The organism is uncultured Microbulbifer sp. (assembly GCF_947504145.1).
GTDB lineage: Bacteria > Pseudomonadota > Gammaproteobacteria > Pseudomonadales > Cellvibrionaceae > Microbulbifer.
In genome coordinates, this window is record NZ_CANNGQ010000005.1 from 57899 (window position 1) to 76383 (window position 18485).

Below are 18485 nucleotides of genomic sequence, written 5' to 3' on the forward strand. Positions count from 1 at the left end.
GTGTTGGCTTTGGCGCTGGCGGGGTGCGGTGCACCCCAAAAGCCGGTCACACTGCACGAAAGAAATACTGTGCCTGACAACCTGAGCCAGTGGCACGTGGTTGAAGTGCAGGGCGGAAAGCTCGCACTGAACGAGCGCGTCACGCCCTACGATCTGAATACCGCGTTGTTTACTGATTATGCGCACAAGCTGCGAACTGTCTGGATGCCCGAAGGCACCAGTGCGGGCTACGGCGAAGACGATTTCGACTACCCCGTCGGAACCATCATCAGCAAAACGTTTTACTACCCCATTGCCGAAGATGGTTCCGTATTGCGCACGGACGACTACTCGCAGGATTTTACCCAGGGACATGCCGGAAGTGGCCTGAACCTGGACAAGGTCAAACTGATTGAAACCCGTTTACTGGTCAAGCGCGCGGATGGCTGGCAAGCCCTGCCTTACGTATGGAACGATGCTCAGACCGATGCCGTGCTGGAAATTGCCGGAGACGCCAAGCGGCTGGAACTGGTGAGTGAAAGCGGTGATCGCGAAGCGTTTACCTATGTGGTGCCGGATTTCAATCAGTGCTCGGGCTGTCACGCAGACAACCACGCCAAAAAAGCCGTGCGCCCCATCGGTCCTCGCGCCCGTCACCTCAACAAAGGTTACGGTTACGAAAGTGGTACTGAGAACCAGCTGGTTTACTGGCAGCAGGTGGGTTATTTGACTGGATTGCCGGATCTGGCGGAAGTGCCTCACAACGTCAATTACAAAGATGCCAGCGCGTCTCTGGACGAGCGCGCCCGCTCTTACCTGGACATCAACTGCGGCCATTGCCATAACCCCAGTGGACCGGCGGATACGTCGGGACTGATGTTGTACGGCGCAGAGCAGGACATGCGTAAACTGGGGGTGTGCAAACCACCAGTGGCTGCAGGTACCGGTTCCGGTGATCGCCGGTTTGCGATTGTTCCCGGCAGCCCGGAAGAGTCCATTTTGAACTTCCGTGTGGAGTCCACAGACCCGGGTGCCATGATGCCCGAGCTGGGGCGCAGCCTCTCGCACGAGGAAGGGGCTGAACTGCTCAAGACCTGGATTGCCTCAATGCCGGGTAACTGTAGCTGAGCAGCAACATAAACGGCGGTCACTCACCGCCGTTTATTGTTTCTTTTTAACCTGGTCGCATTGCCAGGTTCCAATGCGACCAGGTTAACCATTGTCTACTACTGCGCGGTATTCGCTAAATCAACGCTGTGTCTCGATGTCCAGATAAACTGACGATTGAACTCGGGGTGTACAAAGTCCAGAAGATACCCGGTGTCGGTCGTGTTTCGTCGCTCATAATCTTCCAGTAGCGCGACATATGTCCGAAAACGCTCTTTAATCTTACGCACGTAATCAAAAGGCTCCTGGCCGCGAGCATAGCCATAACGGGCTTTTTCGTAATATTTCTTGTCCGAGAGCAATAGCATGGCGTTTTCGACATTGTCGAACCAGATTCGGCGGTCCCAACCTTTTTGCTCCGCTAGATCCTGCGCATCGTACACATGGCCTAGTCCCGCATTGTAGGAGGCGAGGGTAAACCACATCATGTTTTCCGGGCTAATGCCTTTGTCTTCAAATTTTCGGTGTAGCCATTCCAGGTATTTCAATCCCGCCCGGACACTCGATTCAGGGTCGAACAGGTTTTTTTCGCCAACCTGCTTTCCAGTATCCGGCATTACCTGCATCAGTCCTCGCGCGCCGACCCAGGATTTTGCCTTGGGGTTGAATGTGCTCTCCTGAAACATTTGCGCAACGATCAGGCGCCAGTCAAAATCGTACTCATCTGCATATTTCTTCACGTACTTATCGAACGGTGAAATCGTTCCGTCTTTACTGAGTTCATCTATCTCCGGGCGGGTGCGCTTTGGGGCGTCAAAGTATTTGGTATATAAAATGCGCATTTTTTTCTGAGTGCTTTTCTTTTTAAAAAACGCATTGATTGCTTTGAGTAGCTCTGGATTACTTTCCCGCACCATCCAGCCGTAGGTGTTGCCTTCAATCCCCAGGTCTATCAAGGCTTCAACATTGGTTCGCCAGCTGTGCTCAAGCTTCACCGAAATGCCATCTGAGATGGCAAGATCGTAATCGCCATCGGCTACTCTATCGATTACCTCCTGAATATTGAGTTCGTCCGGTGCAAGTTCAATGTTTACATCCGGAACCTTCTTTTTGAGATCCATTGCCGCTTCATAATGATTGCTGGATTTTCGGACGTAGATGGTTCGTCCTGCCAGCTCCTCGAGAGAGTCGATACTGTCATTATCCTCTCCTACGACGACCACGCGCTCTTCCATATAGGGCTTGGAGAAGTCCATGCCGCTGTCATCGCGCGACTTTGTTGCGGATAGGAGGGCGGCGGCTATATCAGCCTGGCCATTTTGGATCATTGGCAATAGGTCAGCGTGTGACGGGGCAACGATAATCTCGAGTCTCAAGCCGAGCTTTTTTGCGAACGCCTGGGCGAGTTCGTATTCATAGCCCATTACGCGCCCTTTCCACATGTAATAGGTGCCGGGGTGGTTTCTGGTTAGCACGCGAATGTAGCCGCGTTCACGGATGGCATCCAGGTCGCCAGTAGAGCGTTTGACGGTTCGGGTGAGCTTGCTATGCCGTATTGCGTTGTTGACGGCAGTCAATAATTCAGGTGAATCCTTTCGCACCGCCAGCGCTACCTGATGTTTTTCAGGGAATACAATATTCTCGATAATATTATCTTTGAACTGCGACACTTGATTGAAAACATATTTCTCGGTGATTGTGAGGTCCAGTCTTCCTTCTGCGACGTCGATGACCAGCTCAACGTAGTTTTTCTCTGACACATTCAGTTTCAGGTCTGGATATTTTTGTACAAATTTCCTGGCGCGTGTTTCAAATACAGTACCCTTGGTGACAGTGAGTGTCTTACCTTTCAGGCTGTCCGATGTTAAGGCGGGTTTCATATCATTCCGGGAAACCAGAACAAGCTGTGTTTCCGCCATGGGTGTCGAGAAGGCAACTTCCTGCTCTCTCTCATCGGTGACAATCATGTAATTGGCGATAATGTCGCCCTTTCCTGCCTTAAGTAACGGTAGTAATTGATCAAAATTGTCTGCATACAGGACGACGGGCTCCAATCCAATTCGTTGGGCCATTTTTTTTGCTTCACTGAGCTCGACATCTTGAAGTGTTGCCTCTCGGTGTAGTGAATCACTATTCGATATATCGACAAGTATTCTTAGTTTTTTATGGTCGCGAATACTTGGCAGGTCACCAGTTTCAATGTAGTTATCGTACGCATTGATCGGATACTCACCAGAGGTTTCTGGAGGCCATGACGCCTCAGGTCTCAGATCGTTCGTATCCGCTGCTCGGGTTGTTGAAGCTTTTCCCCCGGTGGTATCTGATTTGTTTGGCGCTGATTTCGATTTTTCCCCGCCTGGTATGCTTTCAGTCGGGTGGGCTTCCCCCGACTGTTCGTTTTCTGGAGCGGGTGCAGTGTCGCTGTGACAGGCGCTTAGCGCAGCCGCTAATGCGATCAATACGATCAGTGCGAGATAGCGTAAAAGCCTTGTGAGAAAGGGATGTTCCATGACGCGGATACAATTCCAATATACATTCTAATGAAGTCTAGCTGTGGCGCAGAGATCTGTGCGCGAACCGCTGCTAGACCAACCGGGAACTGGCTGGCTATTCAACGAGTTACCAAAGCCTTGGGGCGCGCCAGGTTCGGTTTTATGGGAGTACTGGTAGGGGGCGGCCTATAGTGAGAGGTCGCGGGTAGCGGACGCTTGAGGGGATCAATTTGCTGTAGGTCAGGCCCAGCAGTCCCGACCCCGGGATATAGCTTACAGCCGGTTTTTGCCGCTCGTAATCGTCGAGCAGCTGTGCATAGGTGCGATATCGCGCCTGGATCTTGCGCACATAGTCGTAGGGTTCGCGCCCACGTGCATAGCCGTAGCGCGCTTTTGAGTAGTATTTCTTGTCGGCGAGAAGCAGCATGGCGTTCTCCACATGCTCAAACCAGACGTTTCTATTCCAACCCTTTTCTTCTGCCAGATCCTGTGCATCGTACACGTGGCCAAGACCGGCATTGTAAGAGGCGAGAGTGAACCACATGCGGTTTTCTGCAGTGATTCCTTTGTCTTCGAATTTCCGATGTAGCCAGTCAAGATACTTCACCCCCGCGCGAACACCATTCTCAGGATTGAACAGATTCTTTTCTCCCATTTGTTTACCGGTATCCGGCATTACCTGGAGTAGCCCCTGTGCGCCGACCCAGGATTTTGCTTTGGGATTGAAGGTGCTTTCCTGAAACATCTGTGCGACGATCAATCGCCAGTCGAAGTTGAACTGCTCGGCATATTTGCGGACGACGGTGTCGTAAGGCGAGATTTGTCCTTTCTTGTTCAGACTTAGGATTTCTTTGCGCGATTTTTTTGGTTTTTTAAAGTATTTTTTCTCCAGAGCGGCGATTTTCTTTCTATTCTCGCGCTTGGAGAAGAATTCACCTATGGCGGCAACCAGCTCGGGATTGTTGGTGCGCATCATCCATCCATAGTCGTTTCCCTCCGCTTTCAATACTTTATCAATGCGAACATCAGCGCCGTCTTCCAGAGCCAGTTCTACGGTTGCCTGGTCTGCGATTGTGTAGGCGTATTCCCCTTCCGAAATCTTATCGAGCACATCGTGAGTGTTGAGAAGTTCCGGCGCGTACGCAATCTCGACGCCAGGTATCTGGCGTGTCAGTTCCTCAGCTACATCAAAGTGGCTGCTAGATTTCAAAATGGTAATGGTTTTCCCGGTCAGCGCCTGCAGGTCGCTGATGGTGGCGCCGCCGCTCTTGTGGGAAACGAGAACGACTGGTGTGGACAGATAGATGGGCCCGAATGCCATGCCCGCTTTTTTTCTGCGCTCGGTTATGGATAAAAGGCTGGCGGCCACATCGGCGTGACCGTTGGTGAGGTTTTTTTGCAGGTCTTCATGGCTGTTGGCTACGATGATCTCAAGACGCAGGCCCATGTCTTTCGCGGCCATTTGCAACAGTTCATACTCAAAGCCCATGACGCGCCCCTTCCACATGTAGTAGGTGCCAAACTGATTGCGGGTGGTGGCACGAAGAAAACCGCGCTTGGATATCTCAGCGTAATCATCGGTAGAGGGTTTCAGGCTCTCAGTCAGCTTTTCCTGGTGGAGAAAAGCGTTGAGCGCTTCTTGCAGTTTCGGGGTGTTTGCACGGATGCCCCAGGCGGTCTGGTCGTCCGGTGGGAATAAGTAATTCCGTTTCAGGTTGTCGCGAAACTGGTTGACCATATCGAGGGTCAGGGTTTCAGATATTGTGTAGTCGATATGGCCGTGAGATACGTCCAGCAGTAGATCAGCGTAATTTATGTCACGCACCTGAATTTCTACATCCGGGTAGTCCTTCGCGAATTCTTTTGCGGCTTCCGCATAGAGTGTGCCTTTTGTGACGGCCAGAGTTTTACCTTTGAGCGACTTCAGTTTTTTGATATCGGGCGCATCCTTCGTCGAGATCACCGCCAGTCGTGTTTCAGAAACCGGGATCGTAAAGTCGATTACTTCATCTCGTTCATCGGTCATTATCAGGTTGTTCGCAATGATGTCGCCTTTCCCGGCGACAAGTGCGGGTATCAGATCTTTGAAATGGTCGGCATAAAGTATTACGGGTTCTACGCCAATGCTGCGGGCAAAGCGCCGGGCATCCTGTAGTTCGATATCCTGTTCAGTGGCTTTTCTGTGGAGGCTGTCGGTATGTGTTACGTCCACTAGTATGCGTAATTTTCCTCGTTGACGTATGGCATCGAGGTCGCCCGTCTCATCGTAGTTGGCGTATTTCGCAATGGGGTATTCACCGGTGGTTTCCGGGGGCCAGAGGGCCTCTCCGCGGAGATCGCCTTTTTGTGCCGGTGTGGCAGCTTCGTCAGAAGCGGGTTCTGTGCCGGGGCTGGACGCTGCTTCTGTTGCCTTTTGTCGATCGCAGCCACTTAGCGAAATGGTAAGGCAGGCCGCAATAAATACGCAGGTAATTGCAAAGGCAGAATTTATACGCAAACGTGTCGCTTGTCGGAACATCGGGCTCGCTCAGTCCATTGATCGGGGTTCACTGAAGATGAATTCAGGTGTATCAAAGTCTAGCCTGTGTCGGTCGGCCTGAATGCGAGGTGCGCGCTTAAAGCATTAATGCGCGGAGTTTGTGCCTGGCGTGATGGGGCGATTTGTAAGGGGGGAGGGGATCCGGCGCAGGGCAGCGAAAACCTGCGCCAGGGAATTTTTATGGTAGCGTTGCGCTACCAGGCAAGTCAGGCGATAACGTTTTCAGCCGTTCCGTTTACGGCAGTCTCTAGGCTCGCAGGAATCAGGCCCTTGATCATCATCGCAACGGTGCGTTCAAGTAGTGGTGAGTCGATCGACACGGCGCTACTGAGTACCTGAAACTCCAGATTGAGAATGGTGCCGTGGACAATCTGCGCGGCGGCGATCGGGTCGGAGTGGCGCAGTAGCTCAAAAAATTCAACGATCATATTTTCCGTTGCCTGATTCGCCATTCTTACTGCGCGGGTCAGTTGCTCGTTGCGCAATGCTTCGTTTTTGAATGCCAGCTCAATAACGCGATGGTCCCGGTTACTGGCCTGAGCGCGGATATGGGAGAGTACAAAGCGGGTGAGCTGCTGAATCAACTGGCGACGGCCCGCAGGGGCGGCGAGCTGTTCGGCGGAGAGCTGGCGAGCAGCGGAAAAACTTTCTTCCTGTAGTGTGCGGGTCTGATCAATATTTTGTTCTACAAAATAGGTGAAGGCATCACTGATCAGGTCGTCCAGGTGTTTGAAGTAATAGGTTGTGGCCGCCAGAGGTACTGCCGCTTCTTTGGCGACGGCGCGGTGGCGAATACCGCGGATTCCTTCCTTGACGATGAGACGCAGGGCCGCTTCAAGAATGGCTTTGCGGCGCTGACGACTATCTGCGCGCTGGGCTTTGCGCCCGTTGTAAACCAGTTCAGACTTTCCTTTGTCTAAGGTCATGGTGAAGAAATTTCCTTTGCGGTAGTAAGCGAATGGCTATCGGGGGATCAGGTAATGCGAAATCCAGATATAAATAGCGTGAAAATAAAACTGTGGGCGCCGTTGCCAGAACAGAGTGCTCCGCACTCAGAAAAACGCTTGGTCTTGTTCTTTGCGATCAGTTTAACGAATATCGCGGGCTTATTGCCATGAATAGGTTTGACCAGCAAGCCATTCTGGGACGGCCGCGATATTTTAGCGATGTGACCCGGCTTAGCTACTTAAGAATTGAGGATTGTGAAGCGTATCCCATTACATTTGCTTACAGCAGAACTTTATTTGAAGGATACTTCGAATTAGGGGCGGATTGGTTTGTTCGGCGGTAAGAATTGGCCTGAACTGGCCAAGTGGTTAGTAACAAATTAGCCGGGCAATACCGCCCGGGCAGCGCGGGAAATGATGTGACTCAAGTCCCGCGTATTGTTCTTATTGTATTTTCCCGGTCGTCCTCACACGTTTGCTGCCACTGACAACGCTGACGCCGGCGTTGCGGCGCTGCTCAATGCCCGCGTCGATGGCATTTTTTGCCGCGATGAGTAGTCCGGCCACCAGGAAAGCACCGGGGGGCAGTACGGCGACGAGGAATCCGGAGTAATCCTGCCCGAGTATCGGCAGTGTCCAGTTGGCGGCGACGGGCCCCAGCAGCAGGTCCATATCACTGAACAGGGTGCCGCGGCCGATTATTTCACGCACCGCGCCAATTACGATCAGTACCGCACTGAACCCCACCCCCATCATCAGCCCGTCCAGTAAAGATGGCAGCACCGGGTTTTTACTGGCAAAGGCGTCGGCGCGACCGAGAATCGCGCAGTTGGTCACAATCAGTGGGATGAAAATCCCCAGCACCAGATACAGTTCGTAGGTGAACGCCTTCATCAACAACTCGGCGCAGGTCACGAAGGTGGCAATGATCATCACTGAGGCGGGCAGGCGTACCGTCTCCGGCATCTGGTGGCGCACCAGGGAGACTGCGAGGTTGGAGCAGGCCAGTACCGCGGTGGTGGCGAGCCCGAGGCCAATGGCATTGACCACAGAGCCCGTTACCGCAAGCAGCGGGCACAGGCCCAGCAGCTGTACCAGTGCCGGGTTGTTTTTCCACAGGCCGTTGTGGGTGATTTCCCGGTAGTTATGGGAGGGGTTCGGCGTGGCCATCAGTTGTCTTCCCCTTTTTGCTCTTCCTGGTGCTGGTTCTGGTCCTGGTCCACTTGCGGCTGCTCCACTTCCACGGCGCGTTTGGATACCGGCGCGCTGAAGATGTCCTGCCGGTGTTCAGCGACAAAGTCCAACACGGTGCGCACCTGGTTCACTACTGCCCGGGGGGTGATGGTGGCCCCGGTGAACTGGTCAAAGGCGCCGCCATCTTTCTGTACTTTCCACATGTCGGGGCCTGGATCCGCCAGCGATGTGCCGTTGAAGGAGAGAATCCAGTCGCTCTTTTTTACGTCTACCTTGTCGCCGAGCCCCGGTGTCTCCGCGTGGTTGGTGACGCGTACACCGGCTACCGTCCCGTCGCGATTGACGCCCACGAGCATCTGGATCGGCCCGGAATAACCATCCGGAGCCACGGCGGGAACGATGACAGCGTCAATGGTGCCATCGCGCTCTCGGGCAAGGTTGATATTCCCACCCTGTTTCAGCCCGAGCATGGCCCAATATTGTTTGGGTATCGGGTAGGTATCTACCAGCAGGTCGTTGCTGTGGCGCTCGATGGGGATGATTTCCAGCAGCGCCTTGGCCGCCGCTTCGCGGATGGCCCGTTCGATGGGTTCGCGGGTGGTGATCTGGGTGACCGCCAGGGTGCCGGCGGTGACCAGTGCAAACAGCGCCAGAATGGCGGCATTGCTACCGATGGAGCGCTTCAGCATTACTGTTCCTCCAGGTCGGTGGCCTTGCGCGCGGCCTTGTGGCCGTAGGTGCGCGGCAATGTGTAGTTATCGATAAAGGGCGCGGCGAAATTCATCAGCAGCACGGCAAAGGCCACGGCGTCCGGGTAGGCTCCCCAGGCGCGGATGACAAATACCAGCAGGCCCACGCCGGCGCCAAAGATCAGCCGGCCCTTGTTACTGGTGCAGCCGCTCACCGGGTCGGTGACAATAAAGAAGGCGCCGAGCATGGTGGCGCCGGAGAACAGGTGCAGCAGAGGTGAGCCTTCACTCAGGGAGCTGCCGCCGTCGTAGAACACAATGGACAGCAGTGTCAGGGTAGCGAGCATGGCCACTGGGCCGTGCCAGGTGATCAGGCGGCGGAACAGCAGGAACAGGCCGCCCAGCAGAAAGCCGAAGTTGGCCATCTCCCAGCCCAGGCCGGCGACGGTGCCCGTGTTGAACATCGGTTCCATCTCGTACAGCTGGGCGAGGATGGTGGACTGATTGTGGCGCACGATTTCCAGCGGTGTGGCGCGAGTAAAGCCGTCCACATTCATATTGCCGAAAATCAGTGAGAAGGTCTCACCCAGCCCCGGCATGCCCTGAATCAGCTCCGCCGGTGCCACCCAGCGGGTCATCTCCACCGGGAAGCTGATCAGCAGCACCACATAGCCCACCATGGCGGGGTTGAAGGGGTTGTAGCCCATTCCGCCGTAGAGCTGTTTTGCCAGCAGAATGGCGCTCACGCTGCCAATCACCGGAATCCACCAGGGGCAGTAGGGAGGCAGGGCAATACCCAGCAGCAGTGCGGTGACCAGCGCGCTGTAGTCTTTCAGGTAAAATGCGATGGGGCGGCCGCGCAGTTTCATTATTGCGGCTTCGGTACCGAGGGCTGTGAGCGCACACAGGGCGATATTGATCAGTACGCCGGGGCCAAAAAAGACCACCAGTGCCAGCACGCCGGGAACGGTGGCCGCGGCGACCTGGAGCATGACTTTACTGGTGCTCTGGCCGGAGTGGGCGTGGGGGGAAGTGACTCGCATCAGGGACATGGGTTTTCTCTATTCGCTGCCGTCGTGGTCGTCAGACTGGCTCTGCTGGGCCAACTTTTCCTGCAGCTTGCCCTGCATTTTTTCCAGCGCCGTTTCAAAAGCGCCGGTATTGGGGTCGTCTTCGCTGCGGGCTTTGTTCAGCCGCGCCTCGGCTTTCTCCACGCGTTTTTTCAAGGCTTCGATTTCCTGGGCCAGCTTTTCCTGCGGGCTCATACTGGCGCGGGCGGCGGCTGCGGCCTTGGCTTTTTCGATGGCGGCGCTGGCAGCGGAAGAAGACGCACCGGCGACCTTCAATTTGTCTGCGGTAACCGACGGATCTGCTTTGCGGTCACTTGCCTGGGGTTGCTCGGGCGCAGGTGCTGCTGCCGCCTGCTTTTCTGCTTCCGCCAGTTTTTCCTGTGCCTCTTTCAATTTCAGCTCAGCGGCTTTCAGCTGGGCTTCCTGCTGCGTTTTGTGGGCGTCGTCGGCCTCAGCCAGCTTGCTCTGCATCCGCGCTACCCGGTGCTCGGCACTGGTGAGGGTGCGCTGGGCGCGGGCGAGCTGTTGCTCCGGGGTGGCCTGCTTGGCTTTTACCCTCGCCAGTGCAGCGGCCACGACGTCGGACTCCTGTTTGGCGGCCTGAGCTTCGGGGCTGCTGGCGTCCTGCTCGCGTTTTTTGCGCGCTTCTTCCGCGGCTTTTTTGCGGGCCAGGCGCTTGGCTTCTTTTTCTTGCTCAGCCTTTTCCAGACGCAGCTTGCGGTACTCGAAACGCTCGCGGGCGCGGTCGGCTTTTTCTTTTTCCAGGCGCGCCTCGCGGATGTCGCCCTTGGCGGCGCGGTAGTACTGCACCAGCGGGATACTGGAGGGGCACACGTAAGAGCAGGCACCGCATTCAATACAGTCAAACAGGTTGTAGGCCTGCAGTTTCTCCCGGTCTTCCGCGCGCGCATACCAGTACAGCTGCTGCGGCAGCAGGCTCGCCGGGCAGACCTCGGCACACAGGCCGCAGCGGATACAGGCCTGGGCCGGTGGCGGTGTAGGTAGCTCCTGCTTGCTGGGCGCAAGGATGCAGTTGGTGGTTTTCACCACCGGTGCGGCTTCGTCCTCAATGGTGTAACCCATCATGGGGCCGCCAATGACGATACGCTGTAGTGCTTTACGGTTCAGGCCGTGGCTTTCGAGTACATGGCTGATCGGCGTGCCGAGGGGAACATCGATATTGCGCTGGCGCTCGAGGGACTCCCCCACCACGGTAGTGACGCGGCTGATCAGCGGTTCCCCCAGGTTGACTGCGCGGAATACCGCGCGCGCGGTGCCCACGTTCTGGCACACGATGCCTACATGGGCGGGTAGGCCCTCGTTGGGCACTTCGCGGCCGGTAAGGATTTCGATCAGCTGTTTCTCGCCACCAGAAGGGTATTTGGTGGGGAAGACCACCACATGGAAGCGGGTGCCCTCGGCGGCCTGTTGCATGGCCTGTATCGCTTCCGGCTTATTGTCCTCGATGCCGATCAATACCCGCTCCGGCTGATCCAGCAGGTGCGCGAGTATTTCCACGCCGCCGATAATCTCATCGGCGCGCTCGCGCATCAGCATATCGTCGGCAGTAATATAGGGTTCGCACTCGGTGCCGTTGATGATCAGGGTGTCGATGGTGGCGTTGCCGCGAGGGCTCAGCTTGACCGCGGTGGGGAAGCCGGCGCCGCCCATACCGGCGATGCCGCTTTCGCGGATCTGCTCCAGTACCTCATCGATATCGCGATTTTGATAGTCTTCCAGCGGAGTGAGTGCACACCATTCGTCGCGGCCGTCGGTGCGGATCTGGATACAGTCCGCCACCATGCCTGAAGGGTGGGGTACCGACATCGGCTCGATGGCGACCACTTTGCCGGAAGAGGGCGCGTGTACCGGGCAGCTCACCGGGCCATCCGCTTCGGCAATCTTTTGGCCTTTCAATACCAGGTCCCCCAGCTTCACCAGGGGAATGGCGGTGCCGCCGATATGTTGGTTCAGCGGGACGATCAGGTCCTCCGCCAGGGGGATACTGCCGATGGGTTCGCCGGTGGACTGGTGTTTGTTTTCCGGCGGGTGGATACCGCCGTGGAAATCGTTGATCTTCAGCTCGCGGGACAGGTCCCGGGCCTTTTCGCTGGCGATCAGCTGCGCCTCGCGGGCGGCGCGACGTTCACTGGCACTCGGTCGTTCGTCGAGCTGGCTCATGCTGCACTCCGGTCGTCGGTGTGCAGATCGGGGCGGTCACTGGCGATCAATTGGATTCCGTCTTTCGGTTTGTTCGGGTGCCACTGCTGCAGGCTGGCCTCCAGCGGCACCATATCGATACAGTCCACCGGGCAGGGCTCCACACACAGGTCGCAGCCGGTGCATTCGTCCACGATTACGGTATGCATCTGCTTGGCGGCACCGACAATGGCGTCCACTGGGCAGGCCTGGATGCACTTGGTACAGCCGATGCACTCGGCCTCGCGGATAAACGCTACCTTTTTGACGTCTTCCACACCGTGCTCGGCGTCCAGCGGGGTTGGCTCCACATCCAGCAGGTTGGCCAGCTCGTTGATGGTCGCCTGGCCGCCGGGGGGGCATTTGTTGATGGGCTCGCCGTTGGCGATGGCCTCGGCGTAGGGACGGCAGCCCGGGTGGCCGCACTGGCCGCACTGGGTCTGGGGCAGCAGGGAATCGATCTGATCCACAATGGGATCGCCCTCGACTTTGAAGCGCACCGCGGCAAAGCCCAGCAGGGCGCCGAATACGAGGGCCATACCGCCGAGAATCAGCAGGGGCGTGGATACTTCAGACAGCCATTCCATTGTCGCTCCTCCTTATACCAGTCCGCTAAAGCCCATAAAGGCCAGGGACATCAGTCCCGCGGTCATCATACCGATGGCCGCGCCCTTAAAAGGCTTGGGTACATCTGCCACCGCCAGCCGCTCGCGCATGGCGGAAAACAGGATCAGCACCAGGGAAAAGCCGACCGCCGCGCCAAAGCCATACAGGGTGGACTGGACAAAGTTGTTCGCTTTCATGGTGTTCTGCAGCGCCACACCCAGTACCGCGCAGTTGGTGGTAATCAGAGGCAGGAAAACCCCCAGCACCCGGTGCAGCAGCGGGCTGGTCTTCTCGATAAACATACGCGCAAACTGCACCACCACCGCGATCACCAGAATGAAGGAAATAGTGCGGAGGTACTCCATCCCGAAGGGTTCGAGTAGGTAGGTGTTCACCAGATAGGAGCAGATGGCCGCCAGGGTCAGTACGAAGGTCGTCGCGCCAGCCATACCAACCGCCGTTTCCAGCTTGTTGGAAACCCCCATAAACGGGCACAGTCCCAGGAACTGTACCAGCACGTAGTTGTTCACCAGGATGGTGGATAGCAGAATGACGGTAAATTCGGTCATAGTGATTCCGTTCGGGCGATAGCGCCGGGAGCTGCTGCAGCTCGTATAAATTTTGGGCATCAGGCCGGCAATGGATCGACGCCGGAGGGTGCCGTGCCGTTTGCGTACACAATGGCCGCGGTGGCGTGAAAGTTGCAGTTTTCTGTTGTCAGAGTAGGGGGCGGTATTATGGGCGAGAGGAAATAGGCGTTCAACTTGCCATATCCCCCATATAGAAAGAATCTGGTCCCTTTAAGCAGTAGGAGAGCAGGGTGAAAATCCATGTTGATGACCTTTCCGGCCCGGCCATCGCGAAATTTCTGCAGGCCCACATAGACGATATGCGCGCGACATCGCCCCCGGAGAGTGTGCACGCGCTGGATCTGGAGGGGCTGCGCCAGCCGGAGATCACCTTCTGGTCGGTTTACCATGAGAGGGCGTTGGTGGGATGCGGCGCGCTCAAACAGCTGAGTGCGACCCACGGCGAAATCAAATCCATGCGCACGGATATTACCGCTCGCGGCCGTGGCGTGGCGACGGCGATGTTGCTGCACATCATCGGGGAGGCGGACAATCGAGGCTATCAGCGTTTGAGCCTGGAAACCGGTTCGATGGATTTCTTTACGCCCGCCAGGCGCCTGTATCGCCGCCACGGTTTTTGCCCATGTCCTCCCTTCGGAGGATATACAGACGACCCTAACAGCGTTTATATGGCGCTTGACCTCTGAATGACGCTCCGCGCGGATTCAATAACAACGATTGAGCATGAACGAATACTTACAGGCCACCTCTATCATCGACTGGAAGCACCCGCTGATTCAGGAAGCGGCGAAAGACCTGGCGTGTCGCTCCGGGGCGCGTTTCGGTACGGTGCGCAACTGCTTCGAGTTCGTGCGCGATGAAATCCGCCACAGCGGCGACCATCAGCTGAACCCGGTGACCTGCCGCGCTTCGGATGTACTGGAAGCGGGTACCGGGTTCTGTTTCGCCAAAAGCCATCTGCTGGCGGCGTTGTTGCGCGCCAATGGCATTCCCGCGGGGTTCTGTTATCAACGGCTGCTGCTGGATGAGGCGAATGGCCGTTTCTGCCTGCACGGCCTCAACACCGTTCATCTGGACGCCTACGGCTGGCTGCGTATTGACGCGCGTGGCAACAAGCCGGGTATCACGGCGGAGTTTATTCCTCCCCAGGAGCGCCTGGCCTATACCCCTTCAGCGGAGGGCGAGCGGGATCTGCCGGGGAATCACGCCGAGCCCCTGCCCGAGGTTGTCGCGTTTCTGAACAAGTGCGCAACCTGTACCGAGGTCGAGGAAAACCTGCCGGACGTTTGAACTCCGGGCCAGTGGGTTTACTCTTAGCTCCTGAACCCCAACCCTCAACATTCAACCCTCGATAGAGATCAGGAGCAACGATGTCGGACGCCTATACCCCACCAAACGTCTGGAAGTGGGATTCTGAAAGTGGCGGCCAGTTCGCCAGTATCAACCGCCCCATTGCCGGCCCCACCCACGACAAGGCCCTGCCGGTGGGCAAACACCCCATGCAGCTCTACTCCCTGGCCACGCCCAATGGCGTGAAAGCCACGATCATGCTCGAAGAGTTATTGGCGCTGGGCCACGAGGGTGCAGAGTACGATGCCCATCTGATTCGCATTACTGAAGGGGACCAGTTCAGCAGTGGTTTCGTCGATATCAACCCCAATTCCAAAATCCCCGCGCTGGTGGACCACAGCACAACCCCGTCGATTCGTGTATTCGAGTCTGGCTCGATCCTGCTTTATCTGGCGGAAAAATTCGGTGCTTTTCTGCCGCACACACCGGAGCAACGCACAGAAACCCTCAACTGGCTTTTCTGGCAGATGGGCGCCGGGCCATTTCTCGGCGGCGGCTTTGGCCACTTTTATGCCTACGCCCCAGAAAAATACGAATACCCGATCAACCGCTACACCATGGAAGTGAAGCGCCAACTGGATGTACTGGACCGGCAACTGGCCGAGCATCCGTTCGTGGCGGGCAGAGACTACACCATTGCAGATATGGCCATCTGGCCCTGGTACGGTGCGGTGGTGAAAAACGAAGCGTACGATGCGGCGGAATTTCTCGAGGCGCACACCTACAAGAACGTAAATCGCTGGGTGCAAGAAGTTGGCGAGCGTCCGGCGGTACAGCGTGGAAAAATGGTGAACCGCACCTGGGGTGAGCCTTCGGGGCAGTTGCACGAGCGGCACGACGCCAGTGATTTCGATCGGCGCACGCAGGATAAAATCGAAGGTTCCGGCGACGGCGCTGGATAACGTCCGGAGAGTTTCCTGTGCGACGGGGCGGCCTGATCACCGCCCCGTTTCAATCGCCAGCTTCCATTCCCCCTTTCACTCCTCTGTACAGCCTGTTCTATTCTTATTGTCCGACCGGCAGTACAGGCTATTCAATCGTGATTCGTACGTTTCTGTTCTGGTTATCCCTATCTGCACTGCTGGGGGCTGTGGGTCTCAGTGGGCACGCGTACGGGCAGCCTGCGCCTCCTACGCAGGGCGGAGATCAGGGCGCGAATGACGTAAAGACCGTAGACGTCGGCCTCTACCTAAGCCCACCCTTCGTCATGGAGGAGGGGGAGAGCTATACAGGGATGGCCATCGATCTGTGGCAGGACATCGCGCGCGATCAGAATCTGAAATCTGTCTATCGCATCTACCCAGATTTGCGATCCCTGGTGGATGCCACGGAGCAGGGAAAAATCGATGTCGCGGTGACGAACCTGACGATTACCGAAGGCCGCGCCATGCGGGTGGATTTTACCCAGCCCTGGTTTGATGCTGGCCTGCGAGTCATGGTCAGTACGGAGCGGACCACGAGTATCGGAGATATTTTTCGCGGCCTGCACCGGTCGGGCTTGCTGACGGGATATTTGTGGTTGATCGGAATCATCTTGACCGCAACCCTGCTGTTCACCCTGTTTGACAGACGCTTTGATACGGAGTTTCCCCGCCGTTGGCGGGATGGCCTGGCGGAAAGTTTCTACTCGGTGATGTCGATTGCGACCACCGGAAAAATCCAGCGGAAGAACCTGTTTGGCTGGGTTGGGAGAATCTGGGGCGGGGTGTGGCTGGTGTGTGGAGTGGCCGTCGTGTCGTATATCACCGCTTCCATCACCAGTGTTATGACTTCTCTTGCGCTCACCAGCCAGGTCAATGGCTTACAGGATTTGCCGGGTAAAACGGTTGGCGTGCTTGATGGTAGTACGGCTGAAGAATCCATGGCACGCCGGGCGATAAAAACTCGTGAGTACAAAAGTATCGAGCAAGCGGTGACCGCGTTGCGCTCCGGAGACGTGCAGGCCTTGGTTGGCGATGCGCCAGTGCTGGCCTACTACACGTTCAAGCATCCGGGAATGGGCGTGCATCTGGTGGGAAAAATATTTGAACCAGATAAGTATGCGTTTGCGTTGCCTCGGGGCAGTAAACTGGCGAGGCCCATTAGCGTCAAGGTCATTGCCGCGCATGAGGAAGGTCTGATACCAAACCTGAAACAAAAATATTTTGGACCGGTGCGCTAATTCAACTCGTGCGTTCGCCCGTCATTTCCATTGGCGAAGAATTGAGAATCTCCAGTGCACCGGCCAAGCTCTGGCTGATATCCGAGTCCAGCTTCAACGGCAGCAAGTCGTCCGCGCGGGTTTTTCCCCGGTTCAGGATGGCAATCGGTTTTCCCCACTCTTTCGCGTAGCGGCAGAAGCGAAACCCGGAATACACCATCAGTGATGAGCCCACTACCAGCAGTGCGTCACTTTCACGCAGTGCATCCATCGCTAATTGGACACGCTCCTTCGGTACATTGTCGCCAAAGAACACCACATCCGGTTTCAGAATACCCTGGCACTCCGGGCAATCTGCCACCTGAAAATTACTGAAATCCACTTCCAGGTCTGCATCGCCGTCCGGTGCGGTGTCCGCGGTGTAGTGGCGAAACTCCGGGTTCAGGTCGTAACTGCGGTCGTGCACAAGCTGTCGTATGGCGCGGTACTCGCAATCCATGCAGCGGATTTCGTCTGCACGCCCATGCAGGTCGATCACACGCTCGCTGCCTGCACGCTGGTGCAGGCGATCCACATTCTGTGTGATCAGCAGCTGGATATGCCCGCTTCGCTCCAGCTCTGCCAGGTGAAAGTGCGCCGGGTTCGGTGCGGAATTGCGGATCACCGGCCAGCCAATCAACGCCCTTCCCCAGTAGCGCTGGCGAATGGCGGGGGTTGCCATAAAGTCCCGGTGATCCACCGGTGGTTTGCGCTTCCACTGCCCATCGCGGTCACGGTAGTCCGGGATGCCGGAATCGGTGCTGACACCGGCACCAGTGAGCACGGTCAAACGCGGGTACTGGCGAATAAACGCAGCCAGTTGCCGGGCGGCCAGTTCTGTCGTACCGGTGGGGGCGACAATCGATTTTTCTTCAGCGGTGCTCGAGGAGGAAAGTGTGCTCAGACTCATGGCAGGGGGAGTTCCGGATGACATCAGGAGCAGTATTGTAGCGAGTCTGGCAGCGGAAGTTTGCACGCAGATTACAGAGCGTTGCGCCGGCGGCACAGCGGCCGCCAGCGCATGTGTGGTTAGAGCGCGTCGGGCCTTAGTAGGTTTTGTACGGCAGGAACTTGCCAGACAGCACCATATTCACCCGGTCGCCCTTCGGGTCTTCCTCGCGCTGGATATCCATGGAAAAGTCGATGGCGCTCATGATGCCATCACCAAACTCTTCGTGGATCAGCTCTTTCATGGTGGTGCCGTAGACATTGACCAGTTCGTACAGGCGGTAGATCAGCGGATCGGTAGGTACTGCAGTGGGCAGTGAACCTTTGTAGGGGGCGATCTGCAGCCACGCGGTGGCTTCGTCGCTGAGGTCGAACAGCTCGCCCACCACGGCTGCCTGGTCTTTGGTAAAGGTCATCTGTCCCAGGCAGGCAGCGGTGGTCCACTCCTTGGACTGGCCGACAGCATCGGCCACCTGGCTCCATTTGAGATCCTTGCGCACTTTGGCGGAGAGGATCATTGCGGTGACTTGTTCGCGGTTACTGATCATGGGGTGGCTCCTGTTTATTTTTTGGGATTTGTGAGTTGGGGTTGTGGA

Annotated in this window: 16 protein-coding genes; 5 read left to right on the forward strand and 11 right to left on the reverse strand. The window is 56.6% G+C overall.

The genetic code is table 11. The features are described 5' to 3' along the window. The first annotated feature begins 69 nt into the window (after positions 1–69). Positions 70–1107 carry an SO2930 family diheme c-type cytochrome gene (locus Q1A74_RS16000; protein WP_299598554.1) on the forward strand — a complete coding sequence of 346 codons (1038 nt, stop codon included), beginning with the start codon at positions 70–72 and terminating at the stop codon, positions 1105–1107. Between the two features lie 98 nt (positions 1108–1205). Here Q1A74_RS16000 and Q1A74_RS16005 read toward each other — a convergent pair whose 3' ends face one another. From Q1A74_RS16005 to rsxA, 9 genes are all read right to left on the reverse strand, one after another. Next, the gene (locus Q1A74_RS16005) at positions 1206–3596 is read right to left on the reverse strand and encodes a transporter substrate-binding domain-containing protein (protein WP_299598557.1); all 2391 of its coding nucleotides are present in this window, start codon (positions 3594–3596) and stop codon (positions 1206–1208) included. 142 nt (positions 3597–3738) lie between these two features. Continuing rightward, entirely contained in the window at positions 3739–6075 is a 2337-nt protein-coding gene (locus tag Q1A74_RS16010; protein WP_299598560.1) for a transporter substrate-binding domain-containing protein, read from the reverse strand. Positions 6076–6323: 248 nt separating this feature from the next. After that, on the reverse strand, positions 6324–7043 hold the full coding sequence (locus Q1A74_RS16015; protein WP_299598563.1) for a TetR/AcrR family transcriptional regulator: 720 nt from the start codon (positions 7041–7043) through the stop codon (positions 6324–6326). A 465-nt stretch (positions 7044–7508) separates the two neighbouring features. After that, a complete protein-coding gene (locus tag Q1A74_RS16020; protein WP_299598566.1) occupies positions 7509–8234 on the reverse strand; it encodes an electron transport complex subunit E in 726 nt (241 codons plus the stop codon). Continuing rightward, positions 8234–8947 (reverse strand): electron transport complex subunit RsxG, encoded by a 714-nt coding sequence (rsxG, locus tag Q1A74_RS16025; RefSeq protein WP_299598568.1) that lies wholly within the window; start codon positions 8945–8947, stop codon positions 8234–8236. The genes Q1A74_RS16020 and rsxG overlap by 1 nt, the downstream gene beginning before the upstream one ends. After that, a complete protein-coding gene (gene rsxD, locus Q1A74_RS16030) occupies positions 8947–9999 on the reverse strand; it encodes an electron transport complex subunit RsxD (RefSeq protein ID WP_299598570.1) in 1053 nt (350 codons plus the stop codon). Before rsxD ends, rsxG begins: the two co-directional genes overlap by 1 nt. A gap of 9 nt (positions 10000–10008) precedes the next feature. Beyond that, positions 10009–12198: an electron transport complex subunit RsxC gene (gene rsxC, locus Q1A74_RS16035; RefSeq protein ID WP_299598573.1), complete on the reverse strand. Its 2190-nt coding sequence runs from the start codon at positions 12196–12198 to the stop codon at positions 10009–10011. Continuing rightward, a complete protein-coding gene (rsxB, locus tag Q1A74_RS16040) occupies positions 12195–12803 on the reverse strand; it encodes an electron transport complex subunit RsxB (RefSeq protein WP_299598576.1) in 609 nt (202 codons plus the stop codon). Before rsxB ends, rsxC begins: the two co-directional genes overlap by 4 nt. Positions 12804–12815: 12 nt before the next feature. Continuing rightward, positions 12816–13391, reverse strand: coding sequence for an electron transport complex subunit RsxA (gene rsxA, locus Q1A74_RS16045; protein ID WP_299598579.1), 576 nt, complete (start codon positions 13389–13391; stop codon positions 12816–12818). A gap of 251 nt (positions 13392–13642) precedes the next feature. Between rsxA and Q1A74_RS16050 the strand changes: the two genes are divergently transcribed. The 4 genes from Q1A74_RS16050 to Q1A74_RS16065 all read left to right on the forward strand — a co-directional run bounded on the left by Q1A74_RS16050 (position 13643) and on the right by Q1A74_RS16065 (position 16923). Next, positions 13643–14098, forward strand: a complete 456-nt coding sequence (locus Q1A74_RS16050) for a GNAT family N-acetyltransferase (RefSeq protein WP_299598582.1) — start codon at positions 13643–13645, stop codon at positions 14096–14098. A 37-nt stretch (positions 14099–14135) separates the two neighbouring features. Next, the gene (locus Q1A74_RS16055; protein WP_299598585.1) at positions 14136–14702 is read left to right on the forward strand and encodes a transglutaminase family protein; all 567 of its coding nucleotides are present in this window, start codon (positions 14136–14138) and stop codon (positions 14700–14702) included. An 80-nt stretch (positions 14703–14782) separates the two neighbouring features. Continuing rightward, positions 14783–15664: a glutathione-dependent disulfide-bond oxidoreductase gene (gene yghU, locus Q1A74_RS16060; protein WP_299598588.1), complete on the forward strand. Its 882-nt coding sequence runs from the start codon at positions 14783–14785 to the stop codon at positions 15662–15664. 188 nt (positions 15665–15852) lie between these two features. Beyond that, positions 15853–16923, forward strand: a complete 1071-nt coding sequence (locus Q1A74_RS16065; RefSeq protein WP_299599271.1) for a transporter substrate-binding domain-containing protein — start codon at positions 15853–15855, stop codon at positions 16921–16923. A gap of 1 nt (position 16924) precedes the next feature. Here Q1A74_RS16065 and Q1A74_RS16070 read toward each other — a convergent pair whose 3' ends face one another. Further along, positions 16925–17851, reverse strand: coding sequence for an NAD-dependent protein deacetylase (locus Q1A74_RS16070; protein WP_299598591.1), 927 nt, complete (start codon positions 17849–17851; stop codon positions 16925–16927). Positions 17852–17987: 136 nt separating this feature from the next. Continuing rightward, positions 17988–18437: a cyanase gene (gene cynS, locus Q1A74_RS16075; RefSeq protein ID WP_299598593.1), complete on the reverse strand. Its 450-nt coding sequence runs from the start codon at positions 18435–18437 to the stop codon at positions 17988–17990. Between the last annotated feature and the right edge of the window lie 48 nt (positions 18438–18485).